This is a genomic window from Haloferax gibbonsii, from assembly GCF_001190965.1.
Classification (GTDB): domain Archaea; phylum Halobacteriota; class Halobacteria; order Halobacteriales; family Haloferacaceae; genus Haloferax; species Haloferax gibbonsii.
This window is the reverse complement of the sequence record NZ_CP011948.1, coordinates 333,944-351,812: the sequence shown is the minus strand read 5'-3', so window position 1 is coordinate 351,812 and position 17,869 is coordinate 333,944. Positions and strand designations below refer to the sequence as shown.

Here is a 17,869-nt window from a genome sequence, read left to right as displayed (position 1 = left end):
AGTCCCGCTAGTTCTTGAACGCGCCCGCAATGAGAAGCGGGAAGACGAGCGTCGCCTCGGCTTCGATTTGCGTGTAGTTCGTGTCGTGGTCCTTGATTTTCCCCCACGACACGGCCTCGTTCGGGGGCGCGCCCGACAGCGAGCCGTCGCCCTCCATCCCCGTCGAGATGTAGACGACGTAGTCCGCGCCGCCGCGGAAGAGGTTCGTCATGATGGCGTGGTGCTTGGGGACGCCCCCGCCGACGGCGATGAGACCGGTTTCGTCGGCGAGTAGCCCGTTCTGGATGAGCGAGTCGTAGTCGTCGAGAATCTCGATGCCGACGTCCTTGTCGTAGCCCTGTCGGTAGTAGTACAGGAAGTTGCCCACCTCGGCGTCGGTGAGCGCCGGGCAGTAGACCGGCACGTCGTTGTCGGCCGCCTGCTTCAACACCGAGTACTCGTCGTCGAGCGTCTCGCCCAGCTCGCGGGCGAACGCCGTCGGCGTCCGCACCTTCTCTTCGGCGAAGAAGTCCTCGAAGAAGTCATAGAGGTACTGTTCGAGCCAGACGTACCGGTCGGAGGGGACGTAGATGTTGCCGAGGCGGTTGATGCCGCGCTCGCGGAGTTCGCCCTCGTCGGCGTCCCACGAGCCCATCTTGAACGGTTTCGCGGTCTTGATGACGTCCTCGGTCAGCGAGCCGGAGGTGGTGATGAGCACGTCCACGAAGCCCTCGCGGACGAGGTAGGCGACGGCCTCGCGCAGCCCCGACGAGATGATGTTCGAGGTGAACGTCAGGTAGACGGTCGCGTCCGCCTCCTGCATCTCCTCGGCGATGTCGATGGCTTCGGCGAGCTGCGTCGCCTGAAAGCCGGTCGTCGCGTACGCGTCGAGGAACTCGTCGAAGTCGAACGCGCCGTCGAAGTCGTAGCCCCGAACGTCGGCCGAATCGATGGCCTCGTCGCTTCCGGGGACGACGTGGTCGTGAGTGTCGTCTTCGGTCATCGGCTACGGGTCGCACCGGCGCGCTTGAATCAGTTCCGTTCGGTTCCGAAAACAGCCGGACTGCGTGGGGGTGGACACCAATCCGCTCGGCGACGGTCACCGGTTCGACGACGAGTCGACGCCGCCGTCGGACTCCGGGCGAGTGTACCACCACGCCCACGCGACGAGCACGCCCTGAAGCGGCAGTCGGAGCCACAGCGCGGCGTCGGAGGGCTCCCGAAGTGCCGCCGGAACACCTTCGAGGACGATGTCGCTCGTCGCCATGTAGACGTTCGCGGGGAAGACCGCGACCAGTAGCGCGATGAGTCCCCACGCGGCGATGCGTTGGGTGCGGCGGAAGACGACGCCGACGCCGAGGGCGATTTCGGCGACGCCCGAGACGTACACGAGCGCGAGCGCCGCCGGGAAGACCGGCGGGACGACCTGCGCGTACGCGTTCGGCACGACGAAGTGCATCACTCCCGCGAGGACGTAGAGCGCGCCCATCACGTAGCGGAGCGGCGTCTTGAATCGGCGGAGTCGTTCGGCGGCGAGAGCCATTTCGAATCGACGTTGGACCGGCGGTCAAAGACGCTGTCGGCGTCGGCGACCCGGCGTCGATACCGAACCGGAGACCGAGACCGCAGCTTTCGAAAATCAATAGTCGTATAGTAATAATATATGAAATATGAAATATTTCCACTAAACTTGAAGACTGCCGTTGTGAGATTGCGACCCCACTCGAACGTTCTTTCCGACCCGCCGTGACGGACGCGAGACGTTCGCAATCGAACTCGTCCCATTCGTCGTATCCAATCTTTTCAGCAGTTTCACACGTTTAACCGAGAGAATGTGTGTGACGCTCGCCCCGAAAAACCGCGCTACCGGGTGCGAGTAACCTACCGACGACGCTTGCACTTGAAAACGGATTCTTGAGCCGTAGTTAAGCCGTTTTCCGCGGATACTGTCGAGCGAGCCGAACTCGCAGTCGTGGTGCGAGAACGCAGTCGAAGCGGCTCGGGTATCCCACGAGCGACGGCGCGGTCGGTGCCTGATTTCGAGAGAGAACTCGGTGATAGATATATAATATTTCATACTTGTTTTAGTATAACTTCCTGACTATTCTCTCGTCGAAGGCGATAGTCGAGCACCCGATAGCCATTGAGCCGAACACGTTTCTACAGATGAATCGAGACGAGTGTCTCGGGGCTTGATCCCGAGGTGGTTCACACGACCGGACGACGCGGTACGCGCGAGTGACGAGTCGTACCGCCGGGGACCTGCCGGCGGGCGAAGATAACTACGGACAGTACGGTTCGATATATATCGCTACTAGCAATTGACTTGTAGGTGTTGTAGAGAACGTGGGCTATGTCCGCAGATGGACGACAGACAGCGGTGTTCGCAGAGACATTGATAGAGGGCTGTGAGAACATCCCGGCAGAACCGGCTCCGGGCGACTACGTCGTGGTCGACGTGACCCACTTCTCGGCGACCGTGGCGGAACTGCTCGCGCTCGGTGCGGAGTACGTCCACGTGACCGACGAGCGCGGCGACGAACCGGCGTATCGGGAGGACCACCCCGAGTGTCTCATCGGCGGCGGCAAGACCGACGACTACGAGCCGAACCCCGGCTACGACTTCTTCAACTCGCCGAGCTACGTCCAGCGACTGGACCTCGCCGGGCGGCCGACCGCGATGACTTCCACGAACGGCGGGCGGGCGGTCTCGACGCTCCGCGAGCGCGGGGGTCCCGGTGTCGAGGTGTTCGTCGGCGGCTACACGAACGCCGCGGCGGTCGCGGACCTCTTGGAAGACCGCGGGCGACCGATAACGATCGTCGCCAGCGGGTCGAGCGGTCAGCCGACGCCCGACGACACGCTCGGCGCGGCGCTCATCGACGACTACCTCCACGGCGACGGCCTCACCGACCGCGACCGCGAGCGGTACGCGCGCCTCCTCGTGACGGCGAAAGGGCCGCGATACGAACAGAAACACGAGATTCGGCGGCGCGACCTCCACGAGTTCGAGACGGCCATCGACTCTCGCTCGGTCGTACCCGTCCTCCGCGGCGACCGCCTCGTCCCCGCGAGCCAAGTCGATGTCTGAGGCGACGCCCGTCCAGCGACCGCGGTTCGGCGCGTCGATGGACATCCGCTACGCGGCCGACGTCGCGTCGTTCGCCGAGTTCCTCCGCGGGTTCGACCTGAACCACGTCGAACTCCGCGCGGGCTATCTGGACGTTCGGGCGGACGAGCGAGACGCCGAGCGCCTGCGCGCGGTCGCAGACGAACTCGACGTGAGCTACACGGTCCACGGCCCGCACCTCGACGTCGCGCCCGGTAACGTCAACGAGCACCTTCGAGAGGCCGCGGTCGCGGCGACCGAAGAGGCAATCGAACTCGCCGCGGCAATCGACGCCGGCGGCGTCATCGTCCACGGGGGCTCGGTTCGGACTCGGTACCCCGAACACGTCCGCGAGCACACCCGCGCGCAGGCGGTCCAGACGCTCCGCGAGTGTGCCGAATTCGCCGCCGAGGCGGGGGTTCCGGTCTGTCTCGAAAACCAGCGCGACAAACCGGGAACGCGTCGGCACACGGCGACGCCGGACCGCCTCGCCTCGTTTCTCGATGACGTCGGCGTCGACGACGAGTTCCTGAAACTGACCCTCGACGTGGGGCACGCGAAGGCGACGGGCGTCGATTACCGGCGGTTCGTCGACCGGTTCGGCGACCGCATCCACGTCGCGCACCTCCACGACAACGACGGCACCGAGGACGCACACGAGCCGCTTCCGTCCTTCCGGTCGGTGGCCGCGGACATCGACGCCCCGTACAACGTCTTGGAGATGAAGTCCCGCGCGGACGTCGAGCGCTGCGTGGGCGCGACCGACGCCTGACGGTCGGCGTCGCCGCCACTCGGTTCTTTTTCGACGCGAACAGACACAGCCACTTCGATAGCATCCGAACCGGCCTGCGAGCGCAGGGACCGAAGGGAGTCCGGCCGAACGACAGACTGACGAGGTTGCTATGTACTGCCACCGATAACTCTACAGAGTACAGTCGGATATACAGTCGTACGTCGTACTCATACCAAGCGTTAAACAGGTTGCTTAACCACCACCACCCGGATGGTGACAACGTCCAACAACTCGAGTAGTGCGTTCAGTTTCGACCATAGGGACATGATGGCGTTCATCCTCGTCATGTCGCTACACGGTCTGCAGAGCATGATTACGGAACTTCTCCCGGAGTTCTCGATAGGCGGGTTAGGCCTCTCTATCGGACCGTTCTGGTTCGTTGCGATGTCGGTCGTCCTTCTGTTCCGCTCGTTTTGGGCCTGTCTCGCGATTCCGGTCGGCGGCATCGTCTTCGGAGAGATTCTCATCGGTGACTTCAGCGCGCTCGGAGCGGTCGAGGGGCTAATCGTCGTCACGCTGTCGTGGTTCTTCGTGATGTCGCTCATCACGGACCCGAAAGACGTCAAGCAGATCGCGGCGCTGGGCTTCCTCGCGAAGGCGATGGAAGAGACCGCGGCGTGGTTCATCGACGTCGGGAAGTTCTACATCGGCGTCGAAGAGCTCGAAGCGATTTCGTGGCTCCCCGAGACCGTGTGGGCCACCGAAGGAATCGGTGCCCTGCTTCAGATTATCATCGCCGGCGTCGTCTTCGGGGCGATTCCGACCCTGTTCCTCTACCCGCGGCTCCGCGGGAAGATCGAACCGTTACTCGGCATGAGTCCCGTCGAGGGGCGCGACGGCCCGATGTTCACGCGCACGTCCCTGAAGCGACTGATAGCGTGGGTGGCGCTGATACCCGTCGCGTTCGCGTTCGAGACGCTGAGCGAGACCAGCGGCGGGCTCATCACGTTCACGCCGGAGTTCGTCGAAACGTACGGCCAAGCGTTCCTGTTCGTGCCGATCGCCATCGCGGCGGTCATCTCGTTCGGGCTCGTCGCCTACCGCCAGCGCAAGGTCGACGGCCTGCAGGACTGAACCCATTCTTTGTTTTTTATGAGCAGCAACAACATCGTCGTGGAGAACCTGACGTTTCGGTACCCCGGCGGCGACGAGGCGGTATTGCGCGACGCGAGCGTGACCATCGAGCCGGGCGAGTTCACGGCCGTCGTCGGTGGCAACGGCAGCGGCAAGACGACCCTGTGTAAGACGTTCAACGGCCTCATCCCGCACTTCTTCGAGGGGACGTTCGACGGGCGCGTCACCGTCGCCGGCACCGACACCCGCGAGTCGGACGTCGCCGAGCTCTCGAAGACCGTCGGCTACGTCTTCCAGGACTTCGAGAACCAGCTCGTTCAGGAGACCGTCCGGGACGACGTGGAGTTCGCACCGCTCAACTACGGCCTCGACGACTACGCCGAACGGGCGACTCGCGCCCTCGAAACCCTCGGTCTCGACCACCTCGCGGACCGATTCATCTGGGAGTTGAGCGGCGGCCAACAACACCTCGTCGCGCTCGCGGGGGTGCTCGCGATGGACCCCGAGTTCATCTTCGTCGACGAGCCCGCCGCGCAGCTCGACCCGCGAAACGCCCGCGAGACGTACGAACAGCTCCGACGACTCAACGAGGAGCGGGACAAGACGATAATCGTCATCGAACACCACTCCGAGTTCATCGCCGACTACTGCGACGAGATGGTGCTCGTCTCCGACGGCGGAGTCGCCTGGAAAGAGCCGGTCGAAGTCGGGCTCAACAGGCTCGACGACCTGCTCGCCCACGACATCCACCCGCCGCAGGTCACGCAGATTGCCGACGGGCTCCCGACCGAGGTGGGAACCCTGCCCAGCGGTCGGTATCCCGTGACCGTCGACGAGGCGGCAACGGCGTTTCAGCCCGCGGCGACGCGCGGCTCTCGGGCCGCCGTCGACGGCGGCGCGGTGGCAACAGGTACAGACGCCGCCACCGGGCTGACCGGGGGCGAGCGGGACGGGGACGCGGTAGTGACGATGCGGGACGTCGGTCACGGCTACCCGACGCTTCGCGAGGGGTACAATCGCGTGCTCGACGGGCTGGACCTCGAACTGTACGAGGGCGACCGGGTCGCACTGGTCGGTGCCAACGGGTCCGGGAAGTCGACGCTGTTGCGGTTGATTACGGGGTTAGAGTCCCCGGACCAGGGGGCGGTGACGGTCCTCGGCCGCGACACGAGCGAGACGCTTCCCGAGCAGTTGGCCGACGACACCGTCTACATCCACCAGAACCCCGAGGAGATGTTCGTCGAGGACACCGTCCGCAAGGACGTCGCCTACTACCTCGAGAACCGCGACGCCCCGAACGCGGACGAACGCGTCGACGCGATTCTCGCGTATCTGGACCTCGAACACCTCGCCGACCGCGACGGTCGACTGATGAGCCTCGGCCAGCAGCGCCGCGCGTCGCTGGGCATCGGACTCGCGACCGACCCGACGGTCGTCCTCTTGGACGAGCCCACGGGCAGTCTCGACCTCCAGAGCCGTCGCGAAGTGACCGGAATGCTCCGAAAGGCCGAGAGCCGCGTCGAGACCGTCGTCGTCGCCTCGCACGACCTGCAACTGGTCGCGGCGTGGGCCAACCGCGTCCTCGTCATGGGCGAGGGCGAGGTGCTCGCGGACGCGCCGCCGGCGGCCGTGTTCTCCGACCCGGACCTCCTCGCGGAGACCGATTTGCGACAGCCGCAGGTGGTCGAACTGAGCCGGCGACTCGGGCTGGAATCCCTCGCGCTCAGCACCGACGCGATGTGCGAGACGCTGGCTCGTTCGTTCGAGGATGACGCGTTCGCCGACGGCGGTGTCGCCGATGTCGGAGACGTCGGGGGCGACGTTGAGTCGAACGGAGGGTCGCGATGAAGTACGTCGACGCGCTCACCGACATCTCGGTCGCCGACATCAAGGTCGATTTGATGCGGACGGCCTACGACAACGAGGACGCGCTGTTGAACAGCTTCGACCCGCGAGTCGTCCTGCTGTGGACCGTGCTGTTCATGATTATCCCGTGGCTGTTCTACGACACGCTTCCGCTGGCCATCCTGCTCGCGGCGGCCTTCGCGCTCGCCGCGCTCTCGCAGGTCAGCAAGTACCTGCTCGCGTTGCTCCTGTTCGGCCAAGTCACCAACGTCGGCTTTTTCGTGGTGTTGGTCCCGCTCATCGGCGGGACGATTCGGGCGGTCGGTCACTTGGGCGAGAACGCCGGTCGGGTCGTCGCGGGCGTCATGGCGGGCGACGCGAGCGTGTTCGCCGAAACCGGAAGCATCGTCGCGGCCGCGGTCGGCCGGGGTATCCATACCGCCACGACCAGCCAGGAAGTCGGCATCGACGCCGTCGGGGCGCTCGTCCCGTTCTTCCTCAAGCTCACGATTATCTCGGTCATCAGCCTCGCCGTCTTCTCGGCGATGAGCCCGCAGAAACTCAGCAAGGGGATGTTGCGCTTGGGCGTCCCCCGACAGCTCACGTTCGCAATCGCGTACGGCTACCGGATGATGCCGCTTCTCGTCGAGGAGTATCACGCGCTCATCAACTCCTTCCGCCTCCGGAGTAAGGTACCCGAAAAACAGGGGCTGTTCAGGTGGCGCTACTTCTACTACCTGCTGACGCTCTCCGTCAGGGCGTTCTACCCGCTGATTTTCAACGTGGCGAAGCGCGCGCGGGTCACCGTGGAGGCGATGGAGACGAAGGGGTTCTCGCGCTCGCTGGGCGACGAACGGAGTCAGGCCCTCCGGACCGAGGGCATGATGGTTCGGACGCGAGACGTCACCTTCGTCTTCGGGTCGCTGCTGTTCGTCGCCGCGGTCTGGGTGTTTACCTGACCGACGCCCGGCGACCCCGGACTATGTTCGACTCTGTACGGCTCCGTACGACTACCGGACACAGGGTGCAGCTACCGAACGGAAAGTGAGGCAGACAATCCACATAGCAACCACTTCGTCGGTCATCGCCGTCAACGAGAGTATGCGAACGAGACAGAAGCCGGCGGTCGTCCGCGGGAGACGCTCGGGGCGAGGTGTCCCGAGATGAACTCCGAAGCTCGGGCGGAGAGCGTATCCGCCGACGAACCGGAATCGACGGGCGAGAAACCCATCGGAGCAGCACAGCGATTCCTCCCGTGGGTAGTCGCCGTCGGGTCGGTTATCCCGGTCGGCGCGCAGGTCGTGGCGCTCCCGCCGGACCCGACGACGACGGCGCTCGACCTCGTCGGCGAGGGCGTCGTCGTCGCCGTCCTCTTCGCGTGCCTGTTCGTGGTCCGACGAGTACGCGACCCGTCCGTCTTCTACCCGCTTGCGGGCGGCGTCGCGGCCTCGTACCTGTTCGCGCTGACCGACTTCCTCGACGAGTTCGTCGAACAGCCCGTCTGGTTCAGCTATCTGTTCGAAGACGGCGCGCAGGCGGTCGGCGCGGCGCTCCTCGTGTTCGGCCTCTACCGGTGGACCGTCGCGCGACAGCGACGGGAGACCGAACTCCGCCAACAGCGCGAGCAGCTCGCCGTCCTCAACCGCGTCCTCCACCACGACATCCGAAACGACGCGCTGGTCATCCGCGGGTGGGCGTCGGTCGTGCGGAAGGAGGCGGGGTCGGCGGCCGACGAGCGACTGGAGAACATCGTCGCCGCGAGCAACGGCATCATCGACCTCACCGAGAGCACGGCGCAGTTCACCGACGTGCTCACCTCGGAGCGGACCGCCGACCTCGAACCGAAGCCGCTGGCCGAGACCATCGAGACGGAGCTTCGGAAGGTCCGCGCCGCGCACGACGCCGACGTGGTCGTCTCCGGAGACCTTCCCGAGGTGGACGTCCTCGCCCACAGCATGCTCTCCGCGGTCTTCCGAAACCTCCTCGTCACGGCCGTCGAGCGGGCGGACGTCGAACCTCCGCGAATCCGCTTGCGCGCCGAGCGCGGCGCGGAGACCGTGACCGTCCGCATCTCCGACGACGGCCCGCCGTTCCCGGAAGGCACCTTCCCGGACGCGGGCGAGACCGTCGCGGGCTCTCCCGAGTCTCGGTCCGGTCTCTCGCTCGTCGCCGCGCTCGTCGAGCAGTTCGACGGAACCGTCGCGGTCGAAAACGACCCCGATGGCGGTGTCACCGTCGCCGTCAGGCTCAAGCTCGCCGGACACGCCGCGACCTCCCCCGCCGACCGAGTCGCCGAGGGGCTCAGTGACACCGAGTCGTCTCCCTCGGCGTCGCACCCGGTAGCGGGCGTCGACGCGGACGACCGAGACGACTTCGCCGCCGTGCACTCGGACCGCGAATCGCCGGCCGGTCGGGGGGCGTCGACCGGCCGCGGCGACGCCGCTAACTACTGACGCCCCGTCTCGACTTCGCCTTTGTACCCTCTTTGACCTTCCCCGGTATCGCGTCTCACAGCGCGTCAAGCATATGTGTACTCCCCGAATAGCAGTCGGTAGTGAGCGACCCACACGACTCCCCGGGTGGAAAGCGCGGCCCCGAGAGCAAGGTCAGCCGACTGCTCCGCGAGCGCGGTCTCGACGGGTTCGGCGCGGAGCTCGAACGGCGCTGGACCGCCGAGGCGGACGCGCGGTCGAGTCTCCGTGACCTCGCCGACGCGTTCAACCGACGGCTCCTCCGCGCGGCGCTCGACGAACGGAACGAGCGCGTCATCGACGGCGAGGTCGAGAACCTGTACCGCGTGCTCACCGACGACGGCGTTTCGAGTGGGGCGCGAACGGAGGCGGTCCGCCGACTCGAACGCGCCGGCGTCGACGTGGAGCGACTCGAAGCCGATTTCGTCTCGCACCGGGCGATGCGGACGTATCTCACCTCGTACCGCGGCGTGACGCCGCCGTCGGGGACCGACCGCGACGACGGTAATCTCCGCGCGCGCCGGTCCCAGACCATTCGACGCCTGCTGGGTCGCGTCGAGCGCGTCACCGACAAGTCGCTGTCCGACCTCGCGGCCGCCGACGAACTCGACTTCGCTCCCGACGCCGCCGAGGTGTACGTCGACGTTCGCGTCCACTGCCCGGGCTGTAACTCCCAGTACACGGTCGAAGACCTCATCGACCGGGGCGGCTGCGACTGCGAGTAGTCCGGTTCGCGCGCTCCGAACCGCGGTATCGAGCGACCGGTGACGACCGAACTCTCGCGAGTCCTCGGGTCGAAAAGCGTTCCATCGATAGCTGTGGAACGAGTTCGTGGCGCTCGGGACAAGAAACACGTTCCAATGATAGCGTTGGAACGAGTTTTGGAAGCGTCACCAACTGTTTTCACGGACCCCCGTGTCGAACATCGTATGGCCACGACGAACGGACCGGCCCGCCTGACCGTCGCGCGAATCGCCGGTCTCGACGACGCGACCGTCGAGTTCGAGCCCGGCGTCTCCGTCGTCGCGGGACGGAACGCGGCCGACCGAACACCGCTCCTGTGGGGTCTCGCGGCCGCGCTGGGAAGCGATGAACCCCCGTTTGAGGAGAGCGCTGACGGCGGCCGGGTCGAGCTCGCCGTCGAGAGCGAGGTGTACACGCGGGCGTTCGTGAGGGAGGGAGACCGCGTCGTCGCGTCCGGCGACCCGTATCTCGAAGACTCGACGACCGCGGACCTGTTCGCGTTCCTGCTCGGCTCCAACGAGGCCCGGCAGGCGGTGACCGGCGACCGCGACCTGCGGGAGTTCGTCACGCACTCGGTCGACACCGACGCCGTCAGCGAGGAAATCGCCGACCTCCGCGCCGAGCGCGCCGAGTTAGACGACCGAATCGCGGAGCTGTCCGCGCTCGAATCCGAGCGCCCGCGACTCCGCGAGCGCCGCGACGAACTCGACGCGGCCGTCGAGCGCTTGGAAGCCGAGTTGGCGGACCGACGAGAAGCGCTCGCTCGCATCGAGCCGTCGGCGGTCGACCCCGACGCTGACGCGCGGAGGGAAACCGACACCGACGCGCCGGACGCGGAGGCGCGAGCGGACCGATTACGGGAGTTGAACGCGGCGCTCGACGACGCCAAGTTCGAACTCGAAGCCGAGCGAGAGTCGCTCGACGCGCTCGACGCCGAACTCGACGAAGTCGAATCGGAACTCGCGTCGTGCCCCACCGACCCCGCCGGCGAACTCGACGACCTGACCGACGAGCTCTCCGAGTCGCGCGAGAGAAAACGACGGTTAGACGCGGACATCACCGACGTTCAGCGAACGTTACGGTTCAACGAGCAGTTCCTCACGTCGGGGGTATCGCCCGTCGCCGCGAGCGCGGGCGAAGACGGCGGGCCCGACGACGACGACCGGGTCGTCTGCTGGACGTGCGGGACCTCGGTCCCCGAAGCGAGCATCGAATCGACGCTCGACCAACTCCGGACGCTCCGCGACGACCGTCGCGAGGAGCGCGCCGAACTCACCGAGCGTCTCGAACGACTGCAAGAACGCCGGTCGGAACTCGAAGACCAGCGACGACGGCGACGCGACCTCGAAACACGGCGCGAGGAGTTACGCCGCGAGCGCGCCGAGCGCCGGGCGCGAGTCGAGGACCTCGAAGCCCGACGCGACGACCTCGAATCGGGCATCGCCGACCTGAGACGCGACGCCGGGACCGCGGAGGCGGACGACCGCGCCGCGGTCCTCGCCGCCCACCGGGAGGTCAACCGGGTCGAGTTCGAGTTGGAACGGCGACGCGAGGAGCGCGCCGCCGTCGTCGACGACCTCGATTCCCTCGAAGCCCAACTCGACCGGCGGGCGGACCTCGAAGCGCGGCAGGACGGAATCGACGACCGAATCGGCGAGCTTCGCGGTCGTATCGAACGGCTCGAACGCGCGGCCGTCTCGGCGTTCAACGACCGAATGGCGGACGTTCTCGACGCCCTCGAATACGACCGCCTCGCCCGTTTCTGGATCGAGCGACGGAGCGACGGAGATTCCCTCGATGACGCGGGCGCGACTCCCGCGGGGCGGTTCGTCCCGCACATCGAGCGCCGGACGGACGATGGCACCGTCTACGAGGACGTTATCGACCACCTCCCGACCTCCGAGCGCGAGCTTATCGGTCTCGTGTTCGCCGTCGCCGGCTACCTCGTCCACGAGGTGTCCGACGAGGTCCCGTTCTTCGTTCTCGACTCGGTCGAGGCCATCGACGCCAAGCACGTTCGCAGGCTCCTCGCCTACGTCGGTCGGGATGCCGACTACGTCGTCGTCGGCCTGTCCGGCGAGAACGCGCGGGGCCTCCCGGACTCGTACCGACGACTTCGTGCTCCGTGACCCCGAGTTGCGGTCCGAAACGACCCACTCGTGACAGACGTAGCTCTGTAATCGCAACCGCTGAAACCGAATTGTTCGAGGAGATGCCCGAACCCACCCCGGGGTTACACGGGTAGGCCTGTTATGCACGACAGGACCCAGTCGAAGTGACGTCGCAGAGACGGACGTGTGGCCGGGACGCGAGCGGCGGAGTTCGCGTGTCCCGTCGGCTCGTTTCGTGCTGGTGAACCCGTCCGAAACCGGAATCGTCGACAGAGCCGGGTTGTTCGCGACGGACCGCGATTCTACTAATAGTAGAGTCAAGTGACGTGAACGAGCGCCTCTGTTCTCGGTGTGCCGCGTGAGCACACGTGTCTAGTTGAATGGGAATCGAATCTTTCGTGGCGAATCTCCCACCGATTCGGATTAATTATGAACGTTCGTCAATCACCAGAGAGCCACCCCACGGTATCGGTACGACGGAAGCGAGGGCAAACCCGCGTGCGACGGCGTCGGCCGCGGTAGCTCCCGACTCCGTGGGACGTTTCCACCATCAGTAGAATTTATCTGTCCCGCTCCGAAAGGCGAACTATGGCACCTAACGAAAGCGAAGGCGGCGGCAAGCGCGTGAAGGCGGTCATGCGCTCGTACCGGGTAATCGGCGTTCTGCGAGAGCAAGGAACGGTGCGGATTAACGACGTCGCGGACGCGCTCGGGGTGCCGACCAGTACCGCGCACGTGCACCTGAAAACCCTCGAGGCGGCGGGGTATGTCGTCAAGGACGAACACGGGTACCGACTCGGCCTTCGGTTCCTCCGCGACGGAAGCATCACCCGGGGGCGCTTGGACGTGTACGGCGCGTCGCGGTCCGAAATCAAGGACCTCGCGGAGTCGACCGGCGAGGTGGCGAATCTCGGCGTCGAGGAGAACGGACAGCGGGTCATCGTCTACCAGGCCGAGGGCGACAAGGCGGTGTACGACAACGCGCCGATCGGCGAGTTCACCCACATGCATTGGACCGCGCTCGGAAAGGCGATTCTCGCGGAACTCCCCGGCGAGCGGGTGACCGAAATCGTCGACGAGTACGGGCTCCCGACGAAGACCGACCACACGATCAGCGACCGGGACGCGCTCCTCGAAGAACTCGAGACGATACGGGAGCGGGGGTACGCGCTCGAAGACGAAGAGCGGAGAGACGGGATTCGGTCCATCGCGGTTCCGCTGGTCAGCGACGGGTCGGTCATCGGCGCGGTGTCGCTTTCCGGACCGAAAGAGCGGTTCAACGACGACCGAATCGTGGACGAACTGTTCCCGGCGCTCAGAGACCGGAAGAACGTCATCGAGGTCAAGTACGCGTACGACTGAGCGCCGTCTTTCGGTCGTTTCATCGATTCGGACGAAGTCGGTCCACCATGAGTGGATTGGAATCTCACGAAGATACGTTATGGTTTCGAAACTGGCTGTAGAGTGGCTCTAGGGGACGATTCGGTGGTTCACCGGACGACGACGCCGACATCTGTGCGAAACGCTTTTACTTGGAGTGAGTCTGGGATGTGAGTGTATGAATCCAGCAGTGATGCTGCCTCCCTCCCCGGACAGACGGTGGACCCTCGCCAAGCAACTCGGCGTCGAAAGCGCCGTCGTACGGTTCTGGGGCGTCGACGACTGGTGGGAGTACGAGACGTTACTCGAAACCCGAAATCGGTTCGCAGACCACGGATTCTCACTGGACGTCGTCGAGGACCGCCCGCCCATGGAGCGAACGGTCCTCGGTCAGGAGGGTCGAGACGAGGAGATCGAGACGGTGAAACGACTGCTTCGGAACATGGGACGCCTCGGCATCGACGTGTACTGTTGGGTGTGGACCGAAAACCCCGTCGGCGTCCTCAGAACCTCCGATTCGATTCCGGACCGCGGTGACTCGCTCGTCACCGGGTACGACCACGAGTGGATGGAGCGCGCCGAGGACCACCCCGCGGCGGGCATCACCGAGGAGGAACTGTGGGACAACCTCCAGTACTTCCTGGACGAGGTCGTGCCGGTTGCCGAGGAGGCGGGCGTCAAGATGGCGCTCCACCCGGACGACCCGCCGGTCGAGGAGCTTCGGGGGGTTCCCCGCCTCGTCACGTCGCTCGAACGGTACGAGCGCGTCTTGGAACTCCACGAGAGCCCCAACCACGGCGTCACGTTCTGCCAGGGGAACTTCGCCGCGATGGGCGAAGACGTCCCGTCGGCGATTCGACGCCTCGGAGAGCGGATTCACTTCGTCCACTTCCGCGACGTCGAAGGGACGCCCGAGTCGTTCGTGGAGACGTGGCACGACGACGGGCCCACCGACATGGCGGCGGCGATGGAAGCGTACCAAGACATCGGCTTCGACGGGGCGATTCGCCCCGACCACGTCCCCAAGATGCTCGGCGAGGAGGACCGAGCGGAAGCCCACGCGGGGTACACCGACATGGGCCGGCTGTTCGCAATCGGCTACATGAAGGGCCTCATCGAACGCGGACAGTAACGCCGTAGCCCGACCGTCGGCCTCGCCTCGACTCGACCGGTGACTGCCGGCGACTGCGGCGAGTAGCGAGTCGCACTATCCAGAGCAGTTGACATCTATCCTATGATATATTATTAAAATGAATTATTGCGATAGATATAAGTACCAGTGTAGAATCGTTGTGAATGGTATGCGTAGACAAAGCCGACGGAGCTTCATGGAACAGCTCGGGCTACTCACTGGCACCGGGGCAATCGCATCGATGGCTGGCTGCATGGGCGGCGGTTCCGGCTCCGGAACCGACGGCACGACCGGTTCGGATGACTCAGACACCGATACGACGGAGAGCGGTGGCGGCGGTCAGAGCCAGTCGCTCATCATCGGGAGCGTCTTCCCCAGCGGGCACGTCATCAACGAGATGGCCAAGGAGTGGGCCTCTTCCGTCGAAGCGGAGACCGAGGGGCGAGTGGCGATCACCATCGAGGAGTCCTTCGGTGGCGAAAAGGAGGTCATGGAACAGACGCAAATCGGCTCCATCGACGGGACCATCATCGGGACGCGCTGGGTCATCGACTACGACCCGAAGAACTTCTGGGTCGAGTCGCCGTTCGTCTTCGAGGGCTGGGAACAGCAGCGACGCGCCTTCCAGACGGAGTTCTTCGACGACGGTCGACAGCGTCTCCGCGAGCAGGGTAAACAGATGCTCGTGAACGAGCCGGTGTACCGCGGCTACCGACACACGTCCGGGAACAAGGCCTTCGAGACGCCCGAGGACATTCAGGGAACCAACCTGCGGGTGCCCGACCTCACTCCGTGGGTGAACATCTGGAGCGGCATCGGCGCGAGTCCGACCACCGTCGCCTTCGACGAACTCTACAGCGCGCTGCAGCAGGGCGTCGTCGACGCCCAAGAGAACCCCGCCGAGACCGTCCGGTCGTCCTCGCTGTACGAGGTGCAGGACTACTACACGCTGACCAAGCACCTCGCGTCGACGGGGTGGTTCACGCTCGGCACCCAGGCGCTGTCGGACATCTCCGACGAGGACCAGACGACGATGGTCGACTCGTTGACGTCGAGCATCCAAGAGCTCAGCAGCAGCATCGCTGAATCGGAGTCGCAGGCCATCGAAGCGCTGAAAGAACAGGGAATGAACGTGGTCGAACCCGACCGAGACGCGTGGTTAGAGGCGGCGAAAGAGCCGCTCCAAACGCAGTTCGAGGAGAACTGGGAACCGTCGCTCGAAGAAGTGCGAAACATTTGAGCGGACGCTTACTCGTAGAGAACCCATGGAAGAAGTAAATCTCGCAACGAAACTCGGCCGGCTTTTCGACGGGTTGGTCACATCCATCGCGTTAGCACTCTACGTGCTGATGATACTCGTCGTCGGGTTACAGATTCTGACCCGCTGGGTCCTGGGTTCGATACTCGGGTCGAGTCTCCCGTGGACGGTCAATCTCTCGCAGATGCTGCTCGTGTACATCACGTTCTTCGGCGCGGCGGTCGCCAGTCGAAAGCGACAGCACATCTCGCTCGACCTCCTCGTCTCGCGGCTCTCCGACGGCGTCATCCGGGTGCTGACCGGTCTTCGGACGCTCCTCATCCTCGCGTTCGTCGGCGTCATGGTCTCGGGAGCGTACCCGCTGTACCTACAGAACCGGGGATTCGGGATGGGAGCGCTCCCGTCGCACCCGCCGTTCACCGAAGCGTGGCTGTACGTTCCCGCCGTCGTCGGCGGTGTCTGTATCGGTATCTACGCGCTTCGCGACCTGTGGCTCGTCGCCGTCGCGCCAGAAACGATCATCGAGGACATCAAAGGAGAAGACGAAAATGCAGAGTGAGCACCGCCTCCGCGCCGAGACGCGTCCGCTTCAGGGAGGGACCCGATAATGGCCGATGTCGTTCTGCTCGGGCTGTTCATCGGCGTTCTCCTCGTCCTGTACCTGTTCGAGGTTCCCGTCGTGTACGCGCTGGGGCTGACGAGTCTCATCCTCATGTGGACCACGTCGATTCCGTTCGAGCCGCTTCTGGTCGCCCAGACGATGGTCTCGGGGACCAACTCGTTCGTGCTGTTGGCGATTCCGCTGTTCCTCCAGACGGGGCTGTTGATGAACAAGCTCGGTCTGACGGACGTCATCTTCGACTTCGCGAAGGCCATCGTCGGCCCGATTCGCGGCGGGCTCGCCCACGTCAACATCGTCGCCAGTATCATCTTCTCCGGAATGACGGGGACCGCCGCGGCGGACGCCGCGGGCCTCGGCGCCATCGAGTACCGCGCGATGCGCGAGGAAGGATACGACCAGGGATTCAGCGTCGCCGTCACCGGGTCGTCGTCCATCATCGGCCCGATTATCCCGCCGAGCGTCCCGCTCATCATCTACGGGATTCTCGCGCAGGTCTCCATTGGCACGCTGTTCATCGCCGGACTCGTCCCGGGGCTGGTGATGGGCGTCGGACTGATGGCGCTGTGTAGTTTCTACGCCCATCGGAACGGCTACGAGAAGGGCGACTGGTGGTCGCTCGGCGAAATCGGCCGGACCTGTTACCGGGCGCTGCCCGCGCTCGGCACTCCGGCGCTCATCATCGGCGGGATTCTGGGCGGCTGGTTCACCGCGACCGAGGCGGGCGCAGTCGCGCTGTTCTACACGCTCATCATCGGGACCGTCTTCTACGACGGCCTCTCCCGTGAGGAACTCGTCGCGTCGTTCGACGAGGGGATGACCCACACCGCGACGCTCACGTTCATCGTCGCGGCGGCGTCCCTGTACGGCTTTCTCATCCGGCGCGCACAGCTCCCGGAGATTCTCGCACAGGCCATCACGGGCGTCTCGACGGACCCGCTCGTGCTCATGTTGCTCATCGCGGGCGTCCTGTTCATCGTCGGGCTGATGCTGGAGACGATTGCGGCGATAACCATCCTCACGCCGGTGTTCCTCCCCATCGTCGAGCAGACCGCAATCAGCCCGATTCACTTCGGCGTCGTGATGATCGTCACGCTGATGATCGGCCTGCTCACGCCGCCGTTCGGCGTCATCCTGTTCGTGCTCAACGCCGTCACCGGCGTCTCGCTCGAACGGATTACTCGGCACATGGTCCCGTTCTACCTGCCGCTTCTGTTGACCCTCCTGTCGATTATCGTCTTCCCGGAGCTCGTCCTCTGGCTGCCCCGCGCGATAGGGCTCGCCTGAGCGGCGCTCCAATTTCTTTTTACAGCGGCCACCGCCAGCGCGGAGACGACGGAACGGAAGCGGTTCG

15 protein-coding genes are annotated in these 17,869 nt (G+C 65.1%); 13 read left to right on the top strand and 2 right to left on the bottom strand.

Going from position 1 to position 17,869, the window contains the following annotated elements; translation table 11 throughout:
• Positions 1-7 precede the first annotated feature (7 nt).
• Both ABY42_RS16455 and ABY42_RS16450 read right to left on the bottom strand, forming a co-directional pair.
• A complete protein-coding gene (locus ABY42_RS16455) occupies positions 8-982 on the bottom strand; it encodes a deoxyhypusine synthase (RefSeq protein WP_050460158.1) in 975 nt (324 codons plus the stop codon).
• A 96-nt stretch (positions 983-1,078) separates the two neighbouring features.
• A complete protein-coding gene (locus ABY42_RS16450) occupies positions 1,079-1,522 on the bottom strand; it encodes a DoxX family protein (protein WP_050460157.1) in 444 nt (147 codons plus the stop codon).
• Between the two features lie 810 nt (positions 1,523-2,332).
• Between ABY42_RS16450 and ABY42_RS16445 the strand changes: the two genes are divergently transcribed.
• From ABY42_RS16445 to ABY42_RS16385, 13 genes are all read left to right on the top strand, one after another.
• Positions 2,333-3,070: a 2-phosphosulfolactate phosphatase gene (locus ABY42_RS16445; protein WP_049904895.1), complete on the top strand. Its 738-nt coding sequence runs from the start codon at positions 2,333-2,335 to the stop codon at positions 3,068-3,070.
• A complete protein-coding gene (locus ABY42_RS16440) occupies positions 3,063-3,860 on the top strand; it encodes a sugar phosphate isomerase/epimerase family protein (protein WP_004971846.1) in 798 nt (265 codons plus the stop codon). Before ABY42_RS16445 ends, ABY42_RS16440 begins: the two co-directional genes overlap by 8 nt.
• A 285-nt stretch (positions 3,861-4,145) precedes the next feature.
• Positions 4,146-4,955, top strand: a complete 810-nt coding sequence (locus tag ABY42_RS16435) for a hypothetical protein (RefSeq protein ID WP_239639867.1) — start codon at positions 4,146-4,148, stop codon at positions 4,953-4,955.
• An 18-nt stretch (positions 4,956-4,973) separates the two neighbouring features.
• A complete protein-coding gene (locus ABY42_RS16430) occupies positions 4,974-6,803 on the top strand; it encodes an ABC transporter ATP-binding protein (protein ID WP_050460156.1) in 1,830 nt (609 codons plus the stop codon).
• The gene (locus ABY42_RS16425) at positions 6,800-7,759 is read left to right on the top strand and encodes an energy-coupling factor transporter transmembrane component T family protein (protein ID WP_050460155.1); all 960 of its coding nucleotides are present in this window, start codon (positions 6,800-6,802) and stop codon (positions 7,757-7,759) included. Before ABY42_RS16430 ends, ABY42_RS16425 begins: the two co-directional genes overlap by 4 nt.
• Positions 7,760-7,963: 204 nt before the next feature.
• Positions 7,964-9,253 (top strand): sensor histidine kinase, encoded by a 1,290-nt coding sequence (locus ABY42_RS16420; protein WP_050460154.1) that lies wholly within the window; start codon positions 7,964-7,966, stop codon positions 9,251-9,253.
• Positions 9,254-9,354: 101 nt separating this feature from the next.
• The gene (gene rdfA / locus ABY42_RS16415) at positions 9,355-9,996 is read left to right on the top strand and encodes a rod-determining factor RdfA (RefSeq protein ID WP_050460153.1); all 642 of its coding nucleotides are present in this window, start codon (positions 9,355-9,357) and stop codon (positions 9,994-9,996) included.
• A 204-nt stretch (positions 9,997-10,200) separates the two neighbouring features.
• Complete coding sequence (locus ABY42_RS16410; protein WP_050460152.1) at positions 10,201-12,144, top strand: archaea-specific SMC-related protein; 1,944 nt, start codon at positions 10,201-10,203, stop codon at positions 12,142-12,144.
• A 570-nt stretch (positions 12,145-12,714) separates the two neighbouring features.
• Positions 12,715-13,488, top strand: coding sequence for an IclR family transcriptional regulator (locus tag ABY42_RS16405; RefSeq protein WP_008096797.1), 774 nt, complete (start codon positions 12,715-12,717; stop codon positions 13,486-13,488).
• 196 nt (positions 13,489-13,684) lie between these two features.
• Entirely contained in the window at positions 13,685-14,638 is a 954-nt protein-coding gene (locus ABY42_RS16400) for a mannonate dehydratase (RefSeq protein ID WP_231608335.1), read from the top strand.
• A gap of 169 nt (positions 14,639-14,807) precedes the next feature.
• Positions 14,808-15,878: a TRAP transporter substrate-binding protein gene (locus ABY42_RS16395; RefSeq protein WP_231608333.1), complete on the top strand. Its 1,071-nt coding sequence runs from the start codon at positions 14,808-14,810 to the stop codon at positions 15,876-15,878.
• A 25-nt stretch (positions 15,879-15,903) separates the two neighbouring features.
• Positions 15,904-16,455: a TRAP transporter small permease gene (locus ABY42_RS16390; protein ID WP_004971867.1), complete on the top strand. Its 552-nt coding sequence runs from the start codon at positions 15,904-15,906 to the stop codon at positions 16,453-16,455.
• Positions 16,456-16,503: 48 nt separating this feature from the next.
• Entirely contained in the window at positions 16,504-17,802 is a 1,299-nt protein-coding gene (locus ABY42_RS16385; protein WP_004971870.1) for a TRAP transporter large permease, read from the top strand.
• The last annotated feature ends 67 nt before the right edge of the window (positions 17,803-17,869 follow it).